General features: G+C 62.5%; 18 protein-coding genes. 11 read left to right on the top strand and 7 right to left on the bottom strand.

Features of this window, described 5'->3' with window-relative positions; genetic code table 11:
• Positions 1-260: 260 nt before the first annotated feature.
• Positions 261-1,337, top strand: coding sequence for a LacI family DNA-binding transcriptional regulator (locus ACVILI_RS16760; protein ID WP_457102552.1), 1,077 nt, complete (start codon positions 261-263; stop codon positions 1,335-1,337).
• Between the two features lie 12 nt (positions 1,338-1,349).
• Here the strand turns inward: ACVILI_RS16760 and ACVILI_RS16755 are convergent, their stop codons facing one another.
• Positions 1,350-2,570, bottom strand: a complete 1,221-nt coding sequence (locus ACVILI_RS16755) for an OpgC family protein (RefSeq protein ID WP_027046732.1) — start codon at positions 2,568-2,570, stop codon at positions 1,350-1,352.
• Between the two features lie 201 nt (positions 2,571-2,771).
• Between ACVILI_RS16755 and ACVILI_RS16750 the strand changes: the two genes are divergently transcribed.
• Entirely contained in the window at positions 2,772-3,431 is a 660-nt protein-coding gene (locus ACVILI_RS16750) for an alpha/beta hydrolase (protein WP_038646230.1), read from the top strand.
• 60 nt (positions 3,432-3,491) lie between these two features.
• On the opposite strand, the gene sthA is transcribed toward ACVILI_RS16750, so the two are convergent.
• Positions 3,492-4,877 carry a Si-specific NAD(P)(+) transhydrogenase gene (gene sthA, locus ACVILI_RS16745; RefSeq protein WP_069091935.1) on the bottom strand — a complete coding sequence of 462 codons (1,386 nt, stop codon included), beginning with the start codon at positions 4,875-4,877 and terminating at the stop codon, positions 3,492-3,494.
• 212 nt (positions 4,878-5,089) lie between these two features.
• On the opposite strand from sthA, the gene ACVILI_RS16740 reads away from it, so the two are divergent.
• The 3 genes from ACVILI_RS16740 to ACVILI_RS16730 all read left to right on the top strand — a co-directional run bounded on the left by ACVILI_RS16740 (position 5,090) and on the right by ACVILI_RS16730 (position 7,487).
• Positions 5,090-5,560 (top strand): RDD family protein, encoded by a 471-nt coding sequence (locus ACVILI_RS16740; RefSeq protein WP_019857588.1) that lies wholly within the window; start codon positions 5,090-5,092, stop codon positions 5,558-5,560.
• Between the two features lie 138 nt (positions 5,561-5,698).
• Positions 5,699-6,463, top strand: a complete 765-nt coding sequence (locus ACVILI_RS16735) for an arginyltransferase (RefSeq protein ID WP_019857587.1) — start codon at positions 5,699-5,701, stop codon at positions 6,461-6,463.
• A gap of 127 nt (positions 6,464-6,590) precedes the next feature.
• Entirely contained in the window at positions 6,591-7,487 is an 897-nt protein-coding gene (locus ACVILI_RS16730; protein ID WP_019857586.1) for a DMT family transporter, read from the top strand.
• A 39-nt stretch (positions 7,488-7,526) separates the two neighbouring features.
• On the opposite strand, the gene ACVILI_RS16725 is transcribed toward ACVILI_RS16730, so the two are convergent.
• Complete coding sequence (locus tag ACVILI_RS16725; protein ID WP_038646226.1) at positions 7,527-8,744, bottom strand: AI-2E family transporter; 1,218 nt, start codon at positions 8,742-8,744, stop codon at positions 7,527-7,529.
• Between the two features lie 253 nt (positions 8,745-8,997).
• Positions 8,998-11,250 carry a DNA topoisomerase IV subunit A gene (gene parC / locus ACVILI_RS16720; protein ID WP_038646224.1) on the bottom strand — a complete coding sequence of 751 codons (2,253 nt, stop codon included), beginning with the start codon at positions 11,248-11,250 and terminating at the stop codon, positions 8,998-9,000.
• Between the two features lie 327 nt (positions 11,251-11,577).
• Between parC and ACVILI_RS16715 the strand changes: the two genes are divergently transcribed.
• The gene (locus tag ACVILI_RS16715; protein ID WP_027046730.1) at positions 11,578-12,768 is read left to right on the top strand and encodes a hypothetical protein; all 1,191 of its coding nucleotides are present in this window, start codon (positions 11,578-11,580) and stop codon (positions 12,766-12,768) included.
• A 118-nt stretch (positions 12,769-12,886) separates the two neighbouring features.
• Here ACVILI_RS16715 and aspS read toward each other — a convergent pair whose 3' ends face one another.
• The gene (gene aspS, locus ACVILI_RS16710) at positions 12,887-14,677 is read right to left on the bottom strand and encodes an aspartate--tRNA ligase (protein ID WP_027046729.1); all 1,791 of its coding nucleotides are present in this window, start codon (positions 14,675-14,677) and stop codon (positions 12,887-12,889) included.
• A 224-nt stretch (positions 14,678-14,901) separates the two neighbouring features.
• Here aspS and ACVILI_RS16705 point away from each other — a divergent pair, with 224 nt between their 5' ends.
• Positions 14,902-15,300: a hypothetical protein gene (locus ACVILI_RS16705; protein ID WP_038646222.1), complete on the top strand. Its 399-nt coding sequence runs from the start codon at positions 14,902-14,904 to the stop codon at positions 15,298-15,300.
• A 10-nt stretch (positions 15,301-15,310) separates the two neighbouring features.
• Here ACVILI_RS16705 and ACVILI_RS16700 read toward each other — a convergent pair whose 3' ends face one another.
• Positions 15,311-16,069 carry a DeoR/GlpR family DNA-binding transcription regulator gene (locus ACVILI_RS16700; RefSeq protein ID WP_038646220.1) on the bottom strand — a complete coding sequence of 253 codons (759 nt, stop codon included), beginning with the start codon at positions 16,067-16,069 and terminating at the stop codon, positions 15,311-15,313.
• Positions 16,070-16,087: 18 nt separating this feature from the next.
• Positions 16,088-16,960: a hypothetical protein gene (locus tag ACVILI_RS16695; protein WP_457102551.1), complete on the bottom strand. Its 873-nt coding sequence runs from the start codon at positions 16,958-16,960 to the stop codon at positions 16,088-16,090.
• Here ACVILI_RS16695 and ACVILI_RS16690 point away from each other — a divergent pair.
• The 4 genes from ACVILI_RS16690 to ACVILI_RS16675 all read left to right on the top strand — a co-directional run bounded on the left by ACVILI_RS16690 (position 16,929) and on the right by ACVILI_RS16675 (position 21,165).
• Positions 16,929-17,423, top strand: a complete 495-nt coding sequence (locus tag ACVILI_RS16690) for an MFS transporter (RefSeq protein ID WP_457102550.1) — start codon at positions 16,929-16,931, stop codon at positions 17,421-17,423. The genes ACVILI_RS16695 and ACVILI_RS16690 overlap by 32 nt on opposite strands.
• Positions 17,424-17,644: 221 nt before the next feature.
• Positions 17,645-18,889 (top strand): MFS transporter, encoded by a 1,245-nt coding sequence (locus ACVILI_RS16685; RefSeq protein ID WP_027046728.1) that lies wholly within the window; start codon positions 17,645-17,647, stop codon positions 18,887-18,889.
• Positions 18,890-18,964: 75 nt separating this feature from the next.
• On the top strand, positions 18,965-20,116 hold the full coding sequence (gene rnd / locus ACVILI_RS16680) for a ribonuclease D (RefSeq protein WP_038646215.1): 1,152 nt from the start codon (positions 18,965-18,967) through the stop codon (positions 20,114-20,116).
• Positions 20,117-20,130: 14 nt separating this feature from the next.
• A complete protein-coding gene (locus ACVILI_RS16675; RefSeq protein WP_038646213.1) occupies positions 20,131-21,165 on the top strand; it encodes an acyltransferase family protein in 1,035 nt (344 codons plus the stop codon).
• Positions 21,166-21,171 lie beyond the last annotated feature (6 nt).

Raw genomic sequence — 21,171 nt, 5'->3', positions numbered from 1 at the left:
TGGTCCGGCCCTGCCCCGGAGCCTGGAGCCGTTGGCGCCCGGCCCGATGCTCCAGTGGTTGCGATAGATGTCCTCGAACAGATAATTCACGGGATGCATGGCGCACCTCCCCTTGACATTCAGCAGCACAAATCTGCGACTTGGATCGATTCAAACATAGGTCTTCATGCATCTTCGGTCAAGCAAAATTTGAATCGATCCAACGAAAGTGCTAGATGCAGATCGGGAACGTGCTAAATGCATGTCAGGAGGCACGCACAATGGCGTCACTCACCGTAGGCAATCGAAGACCCGTCCGGCTGGCCGACATCGCCAAGGCCGCCGGTGTTTCGCACGGCACCGCATCCAATGTCTTCAGCCGCCCCGAGATCGTGCGCGAGGAAGTCCGCGAACGGGTCAAGGCGGCGGCCGAGGCGATGGGCTATGGCGGACCGGACCCCAAGGGCCGCCTGTTGCGCGCGGGCAAGGTCAACGCCATTGGCGTCGCCACGGCCGAACCCCTCTCCTACTTCTTCGACGATCCCTTCGCACGCGTCATGATGGCGGGCATCTCGCAGGCTAGCGACGCGACAGGCGCCGGCATCTCGCTGGTCTCGGCCGCCAACAACGAGCAGCTTGCCTGGAACATCCAGAGCGCCCTGGTCGACGGCTTCATCGTCTTTTGTATCGAAGGCGGTTCACGCCTGGTGCAGTTGGCACGCGAGCGCAAATTGCCTTTCGTGGCGCTCGACCTCGCTTCCGAGGATGGGTCGGTCGCGACAATCGGCATCGACAATGTCGCCGGCGCGGCCATGGCGGCGCGCCATCTCACCGGCCTCGGGCACCGCCGCTTTGCCGTGCTGGCGCTGGAGTTTGTCGACGGCAGGACAGGCCCCGTTTCCCCCGAGCAGGTGCAGACCGCGGTTTATGCGGGGACGCGAGACCGGCTCACCGGCTATTTCCAGGAGCTGTCACGGGTTGGCGTCGACACATCCAAAGTGCCCGTCTACGAGACCGCCAACGATGCGACCAGCACGATCGCGGCACTCGAGGCGATCTTCGGCGTCGCCGAACCGCCCACGGCGATCCTGGCAATGTCGGACAGGATGGCTTTGGTGGCGCTCGAATGGCTGAGCGCGCGCAAACTGAAGGTCCCCGACGATATTTCGATCGTCGGGTTCGATGGCGTTCCGGAAGCTGCGGTGTCCGAGCCGCCATTGACCACCGTCGCCCAACCGATTGCCGAAATCGGCCGTCTCGCCGTCAAGGCGATCCTGGAAAACGACGGCACGACAAATCGCAGGCAACTGCCGGTCGAGCTGATCGTGAGGGCCTCGTCGGCTCCTCCACGCGGCTGACCCACCCGCAACTCAACGATTGGCCCTCGCCACCGCCGAGATGCCGAAAGACGCACGCACCGGCGTGACATCTTTTTGCGACGTGCGGACCTTGCCCGAGCCGCCGATGGTCGACAGCCATTCGAGATAAAAGGCGAGCGCGAACTGCATGGCGATGCCGGCCGAAAGCAGCAGGGTGTCATAGGCAAGCCCGCCCGGATTGATCAGTTTCATCACCTGCGCGACCATGGCGATCACCGTGCCGGCGATGAAGACCGGCAGCGACCGTTTTCCCAGTATCGCCAGTGGGTGGTCGTGGCTGGTGCGGAACAGGTTCGACAGTGCCGGCAAGGCGACGATGAGGTAGCTGACCGCCAGTATATGCAACAGCCGCGGCAGCGACAGGAAGGTTTTGTCGAAGCCACCGATCACCACGGGAAGCTTGAACCACGTTATCTGCCCCCAAAGTGGGCTGTGCACCCAGACCAGCGCCGTCGCCACATAGGCCGCGGCCGCGCCGACCAGCCAACGGTTGACCGGAATGACGCCGCCGCGCCTGACATGCAGCATGGCGGCAAGGCCGATATTGAACAGGAACTGCCAGGACAGCGGGTTCAGGAACCAGAAGCCGGGTTCGGGATAGTTGGGCGGAGCGATCTGCCAGATGCCGGCAATCAGCCACAGCGCACCGGACGCGGCAAGTGCCGCGGCAGGCCGGTAGCTGATGAGCAGGACGAAGGCCGGAGCCATCAAAAGCAGCGCGGCATAGACCGGCAGGATGTTGTTGTAGCCAAGCTGATGGCCGAGCGTGACGATGCCGACCAGCACTTCCGGCGTGTTTTTCATCAATGGTTCGATGTTGATCAGCTTCAGCAGCTCCGGGCGCCTGGTGAACACCGCCACGGCGCAGAACAAACCGATCACCACCATCGTGGTGACGATGTGGGCGACGTAGAGCACGCCTGCGCGCCGCCACATCTTCAACGTGGCCAGAAGCCGGTCACCCGGCCGGAACTTCGTGCCGTAGGCAAGCGCGACAGAGATGCCGGAAATCAGCACGAAAGCCTCCGCCGCGTCCGAGAAACCGAAATTCTTGTAGGTCAGGGTTTCGAAAGCCGTGCCGGGCACATGGTCGATGAAAATGATGATCAGGGCCAGCGCGCGCAGCACATCGATACGCGTATCGCGATCCGAGATACGCGTATCGCGTTCAGGGATACGCAAATTGCGATCCGACAAAACAGGGGTAGTCATCGACAAAAGGCCTCAAAGCTGGTTGTTCATGTCCAGCAATGCGACCCCCGGCGCACCGCTTCGATTCCTCCCACGCGGAGTATATCGGCGCATAAACGGGCCGGAATGCGCCCGGTTCAATCAACTTTCGCGGAGCATGAAAATATTGCGTTTTGAAGCCGGCAAATTGAGCGGAACCTCATATAATCAAGAGGATGAAGGATGATCGGCGACGGCATCGAAAACGCCCCCCTGGTCACGGATATGGCCTTTGCCTACCGCCTCCTGGGCGCTGGCAGAGACAGCCGTCAGTGCCTGTTCCTGCTGCATGGGTCGGGTGTCGACGAGACCACTTTGGTGCCGCTGGCAAGACGGATCGCGCCCACCGCCACGCTGGTCGCGGCGCGAGGCCGCATCCCCCAGGAAGACGGTTTCCGCTGGTTCGAGCGGATAGACCCGACGCGCTTCGAACAGAAGAGCATCCTTGCCGAAACGGCGGCTTTCGCGGCATTCACAAACGAGGCCGCCAAGCGCCATGGGCTTAATCTCGACCACGCAACTTTTCTCGGCTATTCGAACGGCGCCAATCTGGTTTCCAGCCTGATGCTGCTTCATCCGGGCATCGTCCGCAGGGCTGTACTGCTGAGGCCTATGCCGGTGCTCGACCACGTGCCGGCGGCCGATCTCGCCGGCATACGGTCGCTGATCATCGCCGGTGCCGCCGACGAGACCTACGGGCCCTTCGCGCCGGCGCTGGTGACACTGCTCAGCCGGCACGGCGCCGAGATCGACGCCCGGATCATCCCCTCGGGCCATGAAATCGGCGATCCGGACGCCGCCATCGTCAGGCAATGGCTGGTAGGGCCGGCTGCCGTGGCGTAGGCCCAATCACAGGCCGCGACCCGTGCCCCTGCGCTCCGGCAATCGACAGGAGCGCGGAGCCTACCGCCCCATCCTGTTCCAGGCATCAAGCCCGGCGATCTTGTAGGCTTCCGCCAGCGTCGGATAGTTGAAGGTGTTGTTGACGAAGAAGTCGACGGTGCCGCCGAGATTGATGACGGCCTGGCCGATATGGATGAGCTCGGTGGCGCCCTCGCCGACAATGTGCGCGCCGAGCAGGCGGCGTGTTTCGATCGAGAACAACAGCTTGAGGAAGCCGGTGTTGACGCCCATGATGTGGCCGCGCGAGGTCTCGCGGAAACGCGCGACGCCGACCTCATAGGCGGCCCCACTTTCACGCACCTGTTCCTCGGACTGACCGACGGTCGAGATCTCCGGCACCGCATAGATGCCATAGGGGAAGGTTTCGGGCGGCGGCGGCAGGGTCACGCCGAAAGCGTGGCAGGCGGCCACCCGGCCCTGCTCCATCGAGGTCGAGGCGAGACTCGGAAAGCCGATGACGTCGCCGGCGGCGTAGATGTTGGGGACGCTGGTCTGGAAGGTCTGCGGATCGACCTTGATGCGGCCTCGGGAGTCGGCCTCGATGCCGACCACGTCGAGCCCCAGGCTGCCGACATTACCGGTGCGGCCAGCAGCGTAGAGCACGACTTCCGAGCGGATGGTGCGGCCATCGGCCAGTTCCACCTCGGCCGCCTCGGGCTTGGAGCGGATTTCCTTGACCGCGCTGCCAAGCCTTATCGTCATGCCGCGATCGCGCATCTGGTGGATGAAATCGTCGACGATCTCGCGGTCAACGAAATCGAGGATGGAATTGCGCGGCTCGACCAGCGTCACCGGCACGTCGAGCGCGGAAAAGATCGTGGCGTATTCGACGCCGATGACACCGCCTCCGATAACCGTCAGCGTGCGCGGCAGGCGGTCGAGTTCCAGCATCTCGTCGCTGTCGAAGATGCGGGTCTTGTCGAAAGGCACATCGCGCGGCCGGTGCGGCCTGGTGCCGACCGCGATCAGCGCATTGGCGAATCCGACTTCGCTGTAGTCGCCATTGTCCGATGTCAGGCTGACCTTGTTGGGGCCGAGAAATTTTACCGAGGCGCGTGCGCTCTTGACGGTGTTGCGCATGAACTGGTGCTGTAGCACCTCAACCTCGTGGTCGAGCGTCTTGTGCAGGCGCTCGATGAGGTCGCCGACGGAAATGTCCTGCTTGACCCGATAGCCGCGTCCATAAAAACCGCGCTCGCGCCAGCCTGAGAGATTGAGCACGGTTTCGCGCAGCGTCTTCGAGGGAATCGTGCCGGTGTGCACGGAGACGCCGCCAAGACGCCGGCCGCGGTCGACCACCAGCACCGATTTGCCGAGCTTGGCCGACTGCACCGCGGCGCGGCGGCCGGAGGGGCCGCTGCCGATGACCAGCATGTCATAGTCCATAGTGCCCCGTCCCTCTGCCCTTGAGCGCTTTTGTTGCGCCGCAGCAAGCTAATGCTATCCGCACGGCAAATTCAACCGATTCGGATTGTGTCTCGCGTCGCTCTTGCCTTGCGCCCGGGCGAGAACCCCGACCTTGATTCCGACACAGGCCTTTACCATTTCATTTACGAGCGGCCCGCACCCTATGTCGGGCCCTGTTACGAGGAAATGACATGAACGCGCGCGTTCTCGACGGCGAAATCATCAACACCCGGCTTGACGATGTCAGGGCCTATGAAGGCGTGCGCACAAGGCGCATGCTGGCCTTCGTGGTCGACTACATCATCGTCGCCCTGCTCACCATTCCTTTTGCCATACTGGTGTTCTTCCTCGGGCTTTTGACCCTCGGTCTCGGCTGGATGCTGTTCGGCGTCCTCGTGCCGGCCGTCGCCATTCTCTACATCTGGAACACGCTGGGCAGCGCCGACCAGGCGACCACCGGCATGAAGATGATGGGTATCCGCCTCGATCGTCTTGACGGGCGGCCGATCGACGGGCTGACCGCGGTCGTCCATTCCGTGCTGTTCTGGGCGGGCAACGTCATCCTGTCGCCGCTGGTTCTGCTGGTGACCTTGTTCTCCGACCGCAAGCGCACGCTGCACGACCTTTTGCTCGGCACGGTGGTCAGCCGCACCGGCCGCTGAAGGCGTTTTCGGGAGCGCTTCCGCCTTGTCGGCGCAAATGTGAAGGCGTTCGCATGCCCGCATCTTCACAATCCTGTTGAATTTTTCGCTTTCCGCGCCAAAGGTAGAGCGACTCGAAGGAGTGTTTCCAAGACTTAAATGACGCAGCATCCGACCCAGTCGCCGCAGTTCTTCCTGACAGCGCCGTCGCCGTGCCCCTATCTCGACGGCCAGTTCGAGCGCAAGGTGTTCACGCATCTGGTTGGCGACAAGGCGTCGGAGATGAACGACCTCTTGACGCAAGGCGGCTTCCGGCGCTCGCAGAACATCGCCTACCGGCCGGCCTGCGAGACCTGCCGCGCCTGCGTTTCGGTGCGCATCCTCGCCCAGGAATTCACCGCCAGCCGCAACATGAAGCGCGTGCTGCAGCACAATTCCGACCTCGTCGGCGCCATGCACAATGCCGAGCCGTCGACCGAACAATATTCGCTGTTCCGCAGCTATCTCGATGCCCGCCACCGTCGCGGCGGCATGTCCGACATGACGGTGCTCGACTATGCCATGATGGTCGAGGATACCCATGTCGACACCAAGGTGATCGAATACCGGCGACGTGGGCCCGACACCTTCATCACCGGCAAGGGTCAGGGTGAACTCATCGCGGTGGCGCTCACCGACAAAATGGCCGACGGCCTATCGATGGTCTATTCCTACTTCAATCCCGATTTCGAGGAGCGTTCGCTCGGCACGTTCATGATCCTCGATCACATCGCCCGCGCCAGGGCGATGGGCCTGCCCCATGTCTACCTCGGCTACTGGGTCAACGGCTCGCGCAAGATGAATTATAAGATGCGCTTCATGCCGCAGGAGCATCTCGGCCCCAAGGGCTGGGAACGCTACACCAACGAAGCGGTTTCACGCTGAGTTTTTCCACGATCCACGCTTAAACAACTTCAAGGCAGGGATGCTGGTCTTTCAGCCGGTCGGCTGGGGAGAGTGCGCCATTGCAACGGTCAGCCCTCGGCCTGCATCTCATTGCGAAAGTTGCTGCATGTCCCCGCACCGCGATCACCAGAAGGGTCTCTTGATAACCGCCATCGGCGGGCTGACGCTGACCGTCGACATACCACTGATCCGCCTCGCCGATGGCGGCGCATGGACCATCATGCTGCTGCGCACCAGCACCACATTCGTCGCGGCGATGATCATCTGGTCGGTCTGGCGGGCACTCAGCCGAAATGCCCCGCCGCTCATCCCCGGCTGGGCCGGCATGATCGTGGCGACCTTGTATGGGCTGACAGGGATCAGCTTCGTCACCGCCGTCTATCACACCTCGACCGCCGACCTGGTGTTCATCCTGGCCTTCAACACTGTATTCGCAGGGCTATTGTCCTGGATATTCCTGCGGGAAAGACCTCGGCTGGTGACCATCGCGGCGATGCTGATCATGATCCTGGGCGTGCTGGTCATCGTCGGCGGCTCGGTCGGCACCGGCAAGCTGTTCGGTGATTTCATGGCGCTGTGCTCGGCCTTCTTCATCGCGGTCGCCATCACCATCTCGCGCGCCAGCGGCAAGGACATGGGCTTCACCTCACTCGTCGGCGTGCTTCTGCCGATGGCGCTCGCCGCCCTCATGGTGTCAGGCGAAGGCTTTCACGTGAACGCGCCCTGGTGGATCATCTTCAACGGCGCCGTCATCATGCCGATCTCGTTCTTCTGCCTCGCCGCCGGGCCGAAATACATTTCGGGGCCGGAAGTGGCGATGTTCTATCTGCTCGAAACCGTGCTGGCGCCGGTCTGGGTGTGGATGATCTTTGCCGAGACACCGACCCGCAACAGTCTGATCGGTGGCGCGATCCTTATCGTCACGCTGGTCGCCCATTCGCTCTGGCAACTGCATGACGGCCGTAGGCAGCGGGGTGACCTTGCGGTGCACCATCCGGTCTAACCTGTAATTGATGGGCCCAGCGCAAGTTGCGTTTCGGGATCAAGCGCTGGCCTTCTTCGCCACGCCGGGTTCCGGCAGGATTTCGATTTGCGGCGGCCCGCCTTCGATCTCGGCCGCCGAGTCGGCGGTCAACTCGTCGACCAGTTCCACCTCTCGCAGCCACTCGCGCCAGATGGCGACCAGCAGCGCCATCAGCACCGGGCCGATGAACAGGCCGAGGAACCCCATCGTCTTGACGCCGCCGATCAGACCGAAAAAGGTCGGCAGGAAGGGCAGCTTTATCGGCCCGCCGACGAGCTTCGGGCGCAGTGTCTTGTCGACGATGAACAGTTCGACCGCGCCCCACAGGAACAGCGCCAGACCGGCCATGGGCGAGCCGCTGGCGGCGAGATAGATCGAGACAAGGGTGAAGGACAAAGGCGCCCCGCCGGGGATGAGCGCCATGACGCCGGTCAGGGCGCCAAGCGTCACCGGCGACGGCACGCCGGCCAGCCAGTAGGCGATGCCCAGCACCAACCCCTCGCCTATGGCGATGACGGTCATGCCGGTCACAGTCGAGGAAATGGTCGCCGGGACGACGCGCGAAATCCGCTCCCATCGCGTCGGCAGGATGCGTTCTCCCAGGCGATCGACCTGACCGGCAAAATGCTCGCCGTCACGATAGGCGAAGAACAGGGCGATCATCATGAACAGCAGTGTCAGAAGCAACCCAAAGGCACTGCCGCCTGCGGCGAGCGCGCCGCGATAGATGCTGCCTATGTTTGCGCCGCTGATCAGCTGGATCAGTTCACCAATGCCGCCGGGATGACCAAAATTGGTGGTCCATTGCTCGTTCAGCCAGTCGCCTATGACAGGCATCGTCGCGATCCAGTGCGGCGTCACGGCACCATGCCGATTGGTCTCGATCGCCCAGCCGACCCACTCGCGCACCTCGTTGATGGCGTAGGTGCCGGCAAGCCCGATCGGTATCACCAGGAAGGCGAGGATGAACAGGATGGCCAGAGTGGCGGCGATGGTGCGGTTGCCACCGACGCCGGTCAGCAGCCGCTGGTAAAGCGGCCAGCTGGCGAAGGCGATGACGAGCGCGGCCAGCACCGGGAACAGGAAGCCATGGAAGAAATAGACGCCGGCGGCGACGATCAGCACCAGCAGCCAGCGGGCCGCCGACAGCGGCGGAATGACAGCCGACCGCAGCGGCGTCGACAGGCCGAACAGGCGCTGCTGCCGTTCCGGTTTCTGGATCCTGGATTCCTTCAAACGCCCGTCTCTCCCAAACACCTTTCCCCGTTATGCACTGATATAGTGCAGCAATCGTGACGATACTCCAAATGATTGGGGTGCCTTTCTTCCTTCTCCCCCTACGGGAGAAGGTGGATCGGCGCGATAGCGCCGAGACGGATGAGGGGGTTTCCAGCGGAGTGAGGCGTTGGCGTTCCCTGGAACACCCCTCATCTGACCTCGCTTCGCGAGGCCACCTTCCCCCACACAGGGGGAAGGAAGAGACGTTTAGCTACCCGAACTTGCCCGTCCTCGGAAAACCCTTCGGCACCATGCGGCCGGCCGACGCCCGGGCGCCGATCCATTCGGCGAGTTCCTCGCGCGACCTTGTGAAGGTGCGGTCGGCCGAATCCTGCCAGGACAGGCCCGTCTCCAAGGTGAACGGTTTGAGATCGAGCAGGCCGCCATCCTTGTATTTCTGCAGCCGCACGCCCTTGCCGCGGCCCATCTCGGGAATTTCCGAAAGCGCGAACACCAGCATTTTCCGGTTCTCGCCGACGATGGCGAGGTGATCGCCGGTGACCGGTACGCAACGCTTGGCCTCGTCCGGCGCCTTGACGTTCATCACCTGCTTGCCCTTGCGGGTGTTGGCGACAACTTCCTCCTCCGACACGATGAAGCCGTTGGCGTCATAGGAGGCCAGCAGCAGCTTGCGCTTCGGATCGTGGACGAAGGCGGTGACGATGTCCTGGTCGTTGTCCATGTCGACGATGATGCGGATCGGCTCGCCATGGCCGCGCCCGCCCGGCAGCCGGTCGGCGCCGATGGTGTAGAACTTGCCCCCTGTCGTGAAGACCAGCACCTTGTCGGTGGTCTGCGCATGGAAGGCGAGCTTGAGGCTGTCGCCCTCCTTGAAGGTCAGCGTCGAAAGGTCGGCCAGATGCCCCTTCATCGCCCGCAGCCAGCCCTTTTCCGAAACCACCACGGTGACCGGCTCGCGCTCGATCATGGCGTGGGCGATGTCGGTCAGGTCGTGCTCGGGGGCATCGGCGAACTGGGTGCGGCGCTTGCCGAGTTCGGTCTCCGGGCCGAACTTGTCTCGGATGTTGGTGACTTCCCACTTGATCGTCGACCATTGCTTGGCATCGGACGCCAGCAGCGCCTCGATCTGCTTCTTCTCCGCGCTCAGGCCGTCGAACTCCTTGCGGATCTCGAACTCTTCCAGCTTGCGCAAGGCGCGCAGGCGCATGTTGAGGATGGCTTCTGCCTGGGTATCGGTGAGCGACCAGCGGGCCATCATCACCTGCTTGGGCTCATCCTCCTCGCGGATGATCTTGATCACCTCGTCGATGTTCAGATAGGCGATCAGGTAGCCGGCGAGGATCTCCAGCCGTCTTTCGATCTCGCCCAGGCGATGTTTCGAGCGGCGGATCAGAACGTCGCGGCGATGGTCGAGCCATTCCTGCAGCACGCCCTTCAGCGACAGGACGTTGGGCACCTTGCCGCGCGACAGCACGTTCATGTTGAGCGGGAAACGGCTTTCAAGCTCAGTGAGCTTGAACAGCGATTCCATCAGGATGCCCGGGTCGACGGAACGGCTCTTGGGCACCAGCACGACGCGGATGTCTTCCGCACTTTCGTCCCTGATGTCCTCGAGCAACGGCAGTTTGCGCGCCATCAACAGCTCGGCGATCTTCTCGATCAACCGCGCCTTCTGCACCCCATAGGGGATTTCGGTGACGACGATGCTCCAGGTGCCCCTGCCCTGGTCCTCCTGGCTCCATTTCGAGCGGACACGGAAGCCGCCGCGGCCGGTCTCGTAGGCTTCGAGGATGGAAGCGCGGCTGTCGACGATGATACCGCCGGTCGGGAAATCCGGACCCTGGACGAAATCCATCAGCTTCGAGACCGGCGCATCGCGATGCTCGATCAGGTGCAATGCGGCGTTGCAAAGCTCGGCCGCGTTGTGCGGCGGGATCGATGTCGCCATGCCGACCGCGATGCCGGACGAGCCGTTGGCCAGCAGGTTCGGGAAGGCGCCGGGGAGCACCACGGGCTCCTCGTCTTCTTCATTGTAGGTCGGCCGATAGTCGACGGCATCCTCGGTGATGCCGGACAACAATTCGGTCGCCACATCGGTCATGCGCGCTTCGGTGTAGCGCATGGCGGCAGCGTTATCGCCGTCGATGTTGCCGAAATTACCCTGCCCGTCGACCAAGGGATAGCGCATGGAAAAATCCTGCGCCAACCGCACCAGCGCGTCGTAGATCGACTGGTCGCCATGAGGATGGAACTTGCCCATCACCTCGCCGACGATGCGGGCGCATTTGGCAAAACCCTGGTCGGGGTTGAGCCTGAGCAGCCGCATGGCGTGCATGATGCGGCGGTGGACCGGCTTCAGCCCGTCGCGAACGTCGGGCAGCGCCCGGTGCATGATGGTCGACAGCGCATAGGCGAGATAGCGCTCTTCCAGCGCCTTCTTCAGATCGACCGGTTCAATGTGATCACCACCGCCATTTTCAGGCGGCAAAAGCCTTTTTCCCATGGGCTGGGACTAGCTGAGCGGGTGATTCGCGGCAAGAGGCCGACAGACATACCCGCCGTTCTGCAACATGAAACCGCACGCCTGGGGATGTCGACCAACATCAGCCTGTTACATCAGGCCTCTATGGCGAAGCGTGATGATATCGGGCAACCGGCTCTTCATGACAAATTCACCGATTTGCGCCAAGACGGTGGGATCGAGTTTGCCTTTCACTGTGATTTTCGACCATGGTACCGGGATACGCCTTTTTCCCGTCCAGTTCGTCACGGAATGGTGATGGTGCAAAGAATTGAAAAACAATTTCAGGACACTCTCAGGGACCTTGCGATGACAATCAAACGCTCAACTCTCCAGAAACTGGCTTTTTCGACCTTCTTGCTCACGCTGCCGCTAAATGCGGCCCTTGCCCAGGATGCCGCGGTTGCCGACCGGCTGAAGGCGGCGCTGGCGGCACAGGGCGTCGACATCTCCTGGACCGGCGTGACCGGCGACAACACCAGCATGGTGCTGCAGGGCGTTGCCATCAAGCCGGCGGCGGAAAAGGAAGCCCTCACCATCGGCGACGTCAAGCTAGAGAACGTGACCGCGGCCAATGGCGGCTTCGATATCGGTACCGTCTCTACCTCGGCCTTCGAACACGCCAAGGACGGCGTCACCCTCAACCTCAGCCCCTTCGTCATCCATGACATGACGGTTCCGGCCGATGGCGCCACCGGCCCGCTGGGCTCGCTGATGATGTACAAGTCCGCCGAACTCTCCAACATGACGGTCAAGGTCGCCGACAAGACCGCCTTCTCGATGGACGGGCTTGCCGTCGAGATCACGCCGCCGGCTGACGGCAAGGCGATGGAATTCACCGCCAACACGGAAAAGTTCAACGCCGACCTGACACTGGTCGACGATCCCAAGTCCAAGGAAGTCATCAACGCGCTCGGCTACCAGAACATTTCGGGCAATCTCGAAATGGCCGGCACCTGGCAGCCCTCGGACGGCAAGATGGAACTGTCGAAATACGACATCTCCGTCGAGAATGCCGGCACGCTCGGCATGACCTTCGACCTCGGCGGCTACACGATCGACTTCATAAAGTCGCTGCAGGAAATGCAGAAGAAGATGGCCGCGCAGCCTCAAGGCGCCGACAATTCGGCACAAGGCATGGCCATGCTCGGCCTGTTGCAGCAGCTTTCGTTCAACAGCGCCTCGATCCGCTTCGACGACGATTCGCTGACCGGCAAGGTGCTGGAATATGTCGGCAAGCAGCAGGGCATGTCGGCCAAGGACGTCGCCAACCAGGCCAAGGCGATCGTGCCGTTCGGCATGGCGCAGCTCAACAATCCGGAACTGACGGCGCAGGTGACCGCGGCGGTCAGCAAATATCTCGACGATCCGAAGAGCCTCGAAATCTCGGCCGAGCCGCCGGCATCGGTGCCGTTCGCGCTGATCATGGCCGGCGCCATGTCCAACCCGCTCGACCTGCCGAAGACGCTCGGTGTCAGCGTCAAGGCCAACGAGGACTGATCTAAGCGGCCTCAGGATACAAAAATAGCCCGGCAGCGATGCCGGGCTATTTTTTTGAATTATCGATTCGAAAGAATCGGTTCTGGCTGGTTTTTAAAGTCTCGCCCGAAGCTGGCGATCAGGCGTCCTTCTTGGTCGGTGCGACACGCAGCGCCAACTCGCGAAGCTGCTGCGGGCTGGCTTCCGACGGCGCGTTCATCAACAGGTCGTAGGCCTGCTGGTTCATCGGGAACATGGTGATCTCGCGCAGGTTCTTGGCGCCAACCAGCAGCATGACGACGCGGTCGATGCCGAATGCCGCGCCGCCATGTGGCGGCGCACCATACTGGAAGGCACGATACAAGCCGCCGAAACGCTCCTCGACCGTCTGACGGTCTAGACCGACCATCTCGAAAGCCTTGACCATGGTTTCCGGCAGGTGGTTGCGGATGCCACCCGAGGCAATCTCGAATCCGTTGCACACCGCGTCGTACTGGAACGCCTTGATGCTGAGCGGCTCCTGGTTATTCAGGGCGTCAATGCCACCTTGCGGCATCGAGAACGGATTGTGAGCGAAATCGATCTTCTTCTCGTCCTCGTTCCATTCGAAGAACGGGAAGTCGACGATCCAGCACAGTTCGAATCGGTCGCGATCGACCAGGTTCAATTCCTCGCCCGCGCGGGTGCGCGCGGCACCGGCAAAAGAAACGAATTTCTTCGGATCGCCGGCGACAAAGAAAGCGGCATCGCCGTCGGCAAGGCCGAGCTGCTGACGGATCGCCTCTGTGCGCTCTTCGCCGATGTTCTTGGCGAGCGGACCGGCGCCTTCGAGCTTGTCGCCCTCCTTGCGCCAGAAAATGTAGCCAAGGCCCGGCTGGCCCTCGCCTTGCGCCCAGGAGTTCATGCGGTCGCAGAAGGCACGGCTTCCGCCGGTCTTGGCCGGAATGGCCCACACTTCGGCCTTCGGGTCGTTGGCCAGAATGTTGGCGAAGACCTTGAAGCCGGAATCGCGGAAATGGTCGGAGACGGCCTGCATCACGATCGGGTTACGCAGGTCCGGCTTGTCGGAGCCGTATTTGCGCATGGCTGCATCATAGGGGATGCGCGGCCAGTCCTTGGTGACGGGCTTGCGGTCGGCAAAAGCCTCGAAAACGGAGGTCATCACTGGTTCCATCGTCGACAGCACGTCGTCCTGTTCGACGAAGCTCATTTCGAGGTCGAGCTGATAGAACTCGCCGGGCAGACGATCCGCGCGCGGATCCTCGTCCCGGAAGCAGGGCGCGATCTGGAAATAGCGGTCGAAGCCCGACACCATGATCAGCTGCTTGTACTGCTGCGGCGCCTGCGGCAGCGCGTAGAACGTGCCGGGATGGATGCGCGACGGCACCAGGAAGTCGCGCGCGCCTTCTGGCGACGAAGCCGTCAGGATCGGCGTCGAGAATTCGGTGAAACCGACCTCGCCCATGCGTTTGCGCATCTCGGCAATGATCTTGGTGCGCGCCACGATGTTCTTGTGCAGCGTGTCGCGGCGCAGGTCGAGGAAGCGGTACTTCAGCCTGATGTCCTCGGGATAGTCCGGCTCGCCAAACACCGGCAGCGGCAATTCCTTGGCAGCCGACAGCACCTCGATCTCGCGTGCGAAAATCTCGATCTCGCCGGTCGGCAGGTTGGCGTTGACCGTCTCCGGCAGGCGCGCCTTGACCTCGCCGTCGACACGGATGACCCATTCGCCGCGCACGGTCTCTGCGACCTTGAAGGCCGGCGAATCGGGGTCGGCGACGATCTGGGTCAGGCCGTAGTGGTCGCGCAAGTCGATGAACAGCAGGCCGCCATGGTCGCGCACGCGATGCACCCAGCCCGACAGGCGAACGGAAGAGCCGACGTCGCTCTTTCTCAACTGGGCACAGGTATGGCTGCGGTAACGGTGCATTGTCATTGGTAAAGTCCGGGGTGCTGGGTGGCAGGCCAAAGCATCAAAGCCCGGCCCAAAATTTGCGCGAAAAGCGCATGGGAGGCCGGATTTGTCAAGGCAAGGAGACATCGGGCCGTATCCAGGTTCGACCGCCAGGGTTTAAGTCTTTGCCGGCCTTAACGCATTGCCGCCAGACGTGCTTCCTGAGACAACGCACTTATCAAGCGATCTGGAGACCCCACGTGCCAAAACGCACTCTCCCGCCGGGAATAGGCCCGCACAATGGCCGCGAGATGGAACTGATGCTTCAGGGTGACAAGCCAATGGCCTTGTTCTCGGCCGAACCGGGTATGGACGCCGAAGATATTGGCGACGCGGACTTTGAGCCGTCTGTAGAAACAGGTCGTATTCTGAGGTTCACCCACACTGATCCTAGAACCTTGGTGGAGGAGCGCCGCTACTGCCTGCCGACAGAAGAATGGCGCTGCAAGCTCAGCCTGTTGATCTCCAGAATGTGTCGCAGCGGAGAGGCCTTCGACGTCTTCACATCGAATGATCTGGCCAGGCTTGAAGGAACCCTTCTCGGTTACTCGAAGCAAGATATCGAAGTGTTCATCGCACATGCGGCGTCGTGGAAGTAGCTCGCCGCCTTCAAGCAAAGTGGATTTCGGCGCCCTGGCGTTCGAAATCGGCGAGGATCGCGGCCGGCGCGGTCTTTTCGACCACCAGATGGCGGATCGCTTCGGCGCCGGCGACGCGATAAGGCGCCGCGGTGGCCAGCTTGTCGTTGGTGACGGCGATGACGATGCCGGCGCTGTTCCTGGCCATGGCCCGCTTGACCTCGGCCTCGGCCGAATCGAATGCCGTCACACCGCGTGAGGCATCCAGGCCGCACGAGCCAAGGAAAAACAGGTCGGCGCCAAGCTGTGCAATGGCGGCCAGCGTGTCGGCGCCGACGCAGGTTCCGAGGTCGCGGACAAACCTGCCGCCAAGCACGGTCAGTTCGACCAGGGGATGGTCGGACAGCGCCGAGGCGACGCCGAGCGAATTGGTGGCGATGGTCAGTTCGAGGTCGCAGGGAATGGCCTTGGCGATGGCGGTGTTGGTGCTGCCGCCGTCGATGAACAGGGTCTGACCGCTGGAGAGCAACGCCATGGCCGTGCTCGCCAGCCGCGCCTTCTCCTCGACCGCATGGCCGCCGCGCAGACCGATGGGGGCCGCGGCAAAGGGCGCCGCCGCAACCGCGCCGCCATAGACCCGGCGACAGTGCCCGGCTTTCGCCAGTTCCCTGAGGTCACGGCGCACCGTGTCCTCCGAAACGCCGAAGCGGCTCGCCAGTTCGCCCGCCAGCACACTCCCCTCCGCCGCGAGGCGGTCACGGATAAGTTGGCGCCGTTGATCGGTCAGCATTGCCTGTTTCGCCTGATCTTATTTCTCTGTGCACGTTCTTGCATGTTCTGCACGTTTATGCAAGGAGTGGCCGACTGGGCTGTCGCACAAGCCAGCCTCCCTTCCTTTGAAAGCGCCGCCATGAGCTTTGGTCTCAACCTTGCCCCGCAACACCGCGTCTATGCCGGGTTCGCGATCTATTCCTTCGCGATGGGCAACATCTTTCCCCGGCTGCCCGACATCAAGCACGCCATGGGCATTGGGGACGGCACGCTCGGCCTCAGCCTGATCGGAACGCCGATCGGCACCTTGACGGCACTGACGCTCGCGACGCCGCTGCTCGAGCGCGTCGGCTTCCGCCGCGCGCTGCTCGTCCTGGTACCACTGCTGGCGCTTGCCTATGCCGTTGCGGTGCATGCGCCGGGGCCGCTCGCGCTTTTCCTCATGCTCTTTCCAGTCGGCCTGATGATCGGCAGCGTCGAGATCATGCTCAATGTCGAGGCCGACCGGACCGAATTCCTGGTCAAGCGTCGCATCATGAACCGCGCGCATTCGTTCTGGAGCATGGGCTTTTTCGGCGCCGGCCTGTTCGGCGGGGCTCTTGCGCATCTCGGCATATCGCCGCAACTGCATCTGGCGCTGATCGTGCCGATCGTCGCGATCTCGATGGCGCTGTTCCTCGGCGGCTATCAGCCGGCGCCGAGTCGCTTCGTCGGCACCGGCAAGAAGGCACCCATGCTGGCGCGGCCGACCCTGCCGATCCTTGTTCTCGTCGCGGTGACACTCTCGGCGATGCTGATGGAAGGCGCCAGCATCGACTGGTCGGCGATCTATATGCGCACCGTGTTTCGAGTCCGGCCCCTTCGTCGCCGGTTTCACCGTGGCGCTGTTCGCCTTTTCCCAGGCAACCACGCGCTTCTTCGCCGACAGTTTCGTCGACCGCTATTCGCCAAGCGGCGTGGCGCGGGTGCTGCTGGCAATGATGGCGACCGGCGTGCTGGTTGTCTTTTTCTCGCCCGCGCCGTTCTTCTCCATACTGGGCTTTGCGCTTCTGGGGATCGGTACCAGCGCCCTCTTCCCGCTGGCGATCTCGGCTGCCGCCCAACGGACGGATCGACCGGCTGCGATCAATGTCGCGGCACTGTCGCAGATCTCCTTCGTCGCCTTCCTGCTCGGCCCGCCGCTGCTCGGCTTCGTCTCGGACCATTGGGGCATCCGCTCGGCCTTTGGTATCGGCATTCCGTTCATTATCCTCAGCCTGCTGACCGCGGGATCGCTTGGCCGGCGGCCGGCCGCCGACAAACCGGCCGCTTCGGTGGATGAGCCGCTCGAACCGACGCGTGACAAGATACTTGCGCGGGCAGCAGAGGGGTGACTGAAGGTTTCCCTCGCCGCGGACGGGACGGCCGGCCAGGTAAGATCGCGTCGCGAAACTGAGGTCGGCAGTTGGACCATACGGACCTGCGTCCGCTCCAAACCAGGCAATATAGTGGGGGCGCTGCAGAACCGCGATTGATCCTGCAAGCGGCAATTGCCGCTGGCATTGGTGGGAGGGATAGTTCAAGAAGGGATCACCGATACGTGATCGCCTTTTTCATGTCCTCCATCCGCCCGCTGATCCCGCTTCTTCTCGCCGCAGGCATCCTGCTCGGCGGCAATGGGTTGCAGAGCACGCTGATTGCGCTGCGCGGCGCGCAGGAGGGATTTTCCGCTTCCGACATCGGCCTGATGGGCACGTTCTATTTCGCCGGCTTCCTGCTCGGCTGCCTGGCCATCACCCGCATCATGAAGGCGGTCGGCCATATCAGGGCGTTTTCGGCGCTGGCCGCGATTGCCTCGGTCGGCACTCTGCTTTTGGTGCTGGTGCTCGATCCAGTGATGTGGTGCGCGGTGCGCTTTGCCGGCGGCTTCTGTTTCGCCGGGCTGTTCACCATCGTCGAAAGCTGGCTGAATTCCGGCGTTACCAACAGGGATCGCGCCCGCGTGCTGGCGATCTACCGGATGGTCGATACCGGCTCGGTGACATCGGCCCAGTTCCTGATCCCGGTCTTCGGCGCCGGCGGCTTCACCATCTTCGCCATCATGTCGATCATGATCACACTGTCGCTGGTGCCGGTCTCGCTTGGCGACCGCTCCAACCCGACACCGCCGGAGGAGGTCAAGCTCGACCTGGCGCGCGTCTGGCGCATTTCGCCACTCGGCTGCTTCGGCTGTATCGCCGTCGGCGTCACCAACAGCGCATTTCGCACGCTGTCGCCGGTCTATGCCGAGCAGATCGGCATGTCGGTCGCCGATGTCGTCACCTTCGTCAGCGTCGGCATCTTCGGCGGCGCCATCATCCAGTATCCGCTCGGCTACCTCTCCGACCGATGGGACCGGCGCCGGGTGCTGTTGCTGACGACCTGCTGCGCGATGCTTTCAGCCCTGGCGCTGGTGTTCATCGCCGGCAGCAATCCGCTGCTCAACTTCATCATCATCTTCATCTTCGGCTGTTTCGCCATGCCGCTTTATTCGCTGTCGGCGGCGCATTCCAACGACCGAGCCGACACCGGCGAGTTCGTGCTGATCAATGCGGCGCTGATGCTGTTCTATTCCTTCGGCGCCATCGGCGGCCCTTTCGCCGCCTCCACAGTGATGCAGCATTTCGGGCCGAGCGCGCTGTTCGTGTTCAGCGCCACCGTCTATGCGATCTTCATCGCCGTCATCCTCTACCGCATGCAGGCACGCTCCGGCGTGCCCGTGGGCAAGCGCGGCCGCTTCATCGCGCTGCTGCGCACGTCGACCGTTTTCGCGCGGCTGGCTAAGCGCAATGGCGATTCCGATGGTCCGGGAAGCCGATGATGGCTGCGCCAAAGCTTGACGAAAGCCTTTCCGGCTGAAATCTAGGAAGACCTTACTCCTGCCAAAAGCGATTTGATGCACGTCATCACCACCCAGAAAGAACTCGAGACCGTTCTCGCCGCTTTCGAAAAGTCGGATTTCGTTACCGTCGACACCGAGTTCATCCGCGAAACGACCTTTTGGCCGATCCTGTGCCTGATCCAGATGGCGGCGCCTGGCGTCACCGCGCTGATCGACCCGCTGTCGCCCGACATCAATCTCGCCCCGTTCTTCCGGCTGATGGCCAACGAGGCCGTGGTCAAGGTCTTCCACGCAGCGCGCCAGGACATCGAAATCATCGTCCATCTCGGCGATCTCGTGCCGCACCCGGTGTTCGACACGCAGGTCGCGGCCATGGTCTGCGGCTTCGGCGACAGCGTTTCCTACGACCAGCTCGTGCAGCGCATCACCGGCGCGCGGCTCGACAAGTCGTCGCGCTTCACCGACTGGCGCCACCGGCCGCTGTCCGACAAGCAGCTCGACTACGCGCTCGCCGACGTCACCCATCTGATCGAGGTCTATCAGCATTTGAGCGCCGAACTGGCGCGGGAGAACCGCGCCCACTGGCTGAACGAAGAGATGGACGTCCTGACCTCGCGCGAGACCTACGATCCGCATCCGGAGGACGCCTGGAAGCGGTTGAAGATGCGGCTGCGCAAGCCGCAGGAACTTGCGATCGTGCAGGCCGTGGCGGCATGGCGCGAGCGCGAGGCGCGCGAGCGCGACGTGCCGCGCGGCCGCGTGCTCAAGGACGACGCGATCTACGAGGTGGCGCAGCAGGCGCCGCGCGACGGGGCAGCCCTCGCCAAGCTGCGCACAACGCCCAAGGGCTGGGAGCGCTCCTCGACGGCGACGGCCCTGCTTGGAGCGGTCAACACCGCGCTGGCCTTGCCCAAGGAGCAGATGCCGAAACTGCCGAAGAATTTCCAGCCGCCGGAAGGCTCGAGCGCCGCGGCCGAACTGTTGAAAGTGCTGCTCAGGATCGTCGCCGAGAAGCAGGGCGTGGCCTCGAAGGTGCTGGCCTCTAGCGACGACATCGACCGCATCGCCGCCGAGGGCGAGGACGCCGACGTGCCGGCGCTGCAGGGCTGGCGGCGCGCCGTCTTCGGCGAAGCGGCACTGAAGCTGGTGCGCGGCGAGATCGGCATAAAGTTCGACAAGCGTAAAATAGCGGTGTTCGACCTCTAGAGGCTTTCTAGCCGATGCGTTCGGATCAGGACGAGAACCGGCGATACGAGGCGATCGACGCATTGCGTGCGATCGCCGTGATGCTGGTGCTGATCTTTCACTATACGTCCCGCTTTCCCGCCGACTACATCGGGTTCGACCACCAGATGACGCTGCCATGGCAAGGGATAGTTGGCGTCTTTCTCTTTTTCATTATCAGTGGCTACTGCATCGCGATGACAGCCGAGCGGTCTGAAACCGTGTGGATGTTCTGGCTGCAGAGATTTACGCGGCTGGAGCCCGCGCTCATCGCCTGTATCGCGATCACGCTTATTGTGGTTGCTGCTCTGGGTCTTCCGGGCAGGGAGGTTTCAGCGCTCGACGGCCTGAAAAACACAAGCTGGGTAACCCTGTTTGTTCAAACGCCGCTTGTCGACGGCGCCTACTGGTCACTGCTTGCGGAAGCAAAATTCTACTTCGTGTTCGGCCTCATCTTCTACCTCTGGCCAAATCGCGTTCTCGTCCTTTTCACCAGCTTTACCGTTCTGGGCGCAATTGCATATTTTTCCGGGTTGTGGAGAGACCATCAGGCTCTGATTTTTCCCTTCAAGGGCATCGCCATGCCGTATTCTCTGTTCCCCTACAGCCTCTTCTTTTTGATGGGCATCGCGGCGAGGCGATCGACCCGAACCGTGCAGACGGTCGTGACAGCCGCATGCCTGATGGTTGTTGTCAAACTGTGGGGCGGTTCAGCATTCAGTGCCTGGGTCATCGCGCTTTCAATTGTTGGGGTCATCGGGGTCCAGCTGCGCGATATCAAGATCTGGCGAAGCGTGAGCTACATCGGCTTGATCAGCTATCCTCTGTATCTTCTGCACCAGAATGTCGGTGTCGCGATCATACGATGGCTGGCTCCATGGATCGGCTCCCCGTATCTTCGGATCGGCATAGCGTTCTGCACCGTGGTCGCCATTGCAGCATTCGTCGCGTGGACGGTCGAGCATAGATTTCGGCGGAGGATCGAAATCTATGCGTCGCGCTTGATGTCGAGGGCTGCAACCCCCGCGTGACCCTGC

This window comes from Mesorhizobium sp. USDA 4775 (assembly GCF_054062655.1).
Note: the sequence above shows the minus strand (reverse complement) of the source record. Positions and strands in the feature narration are given on the sequence as shown.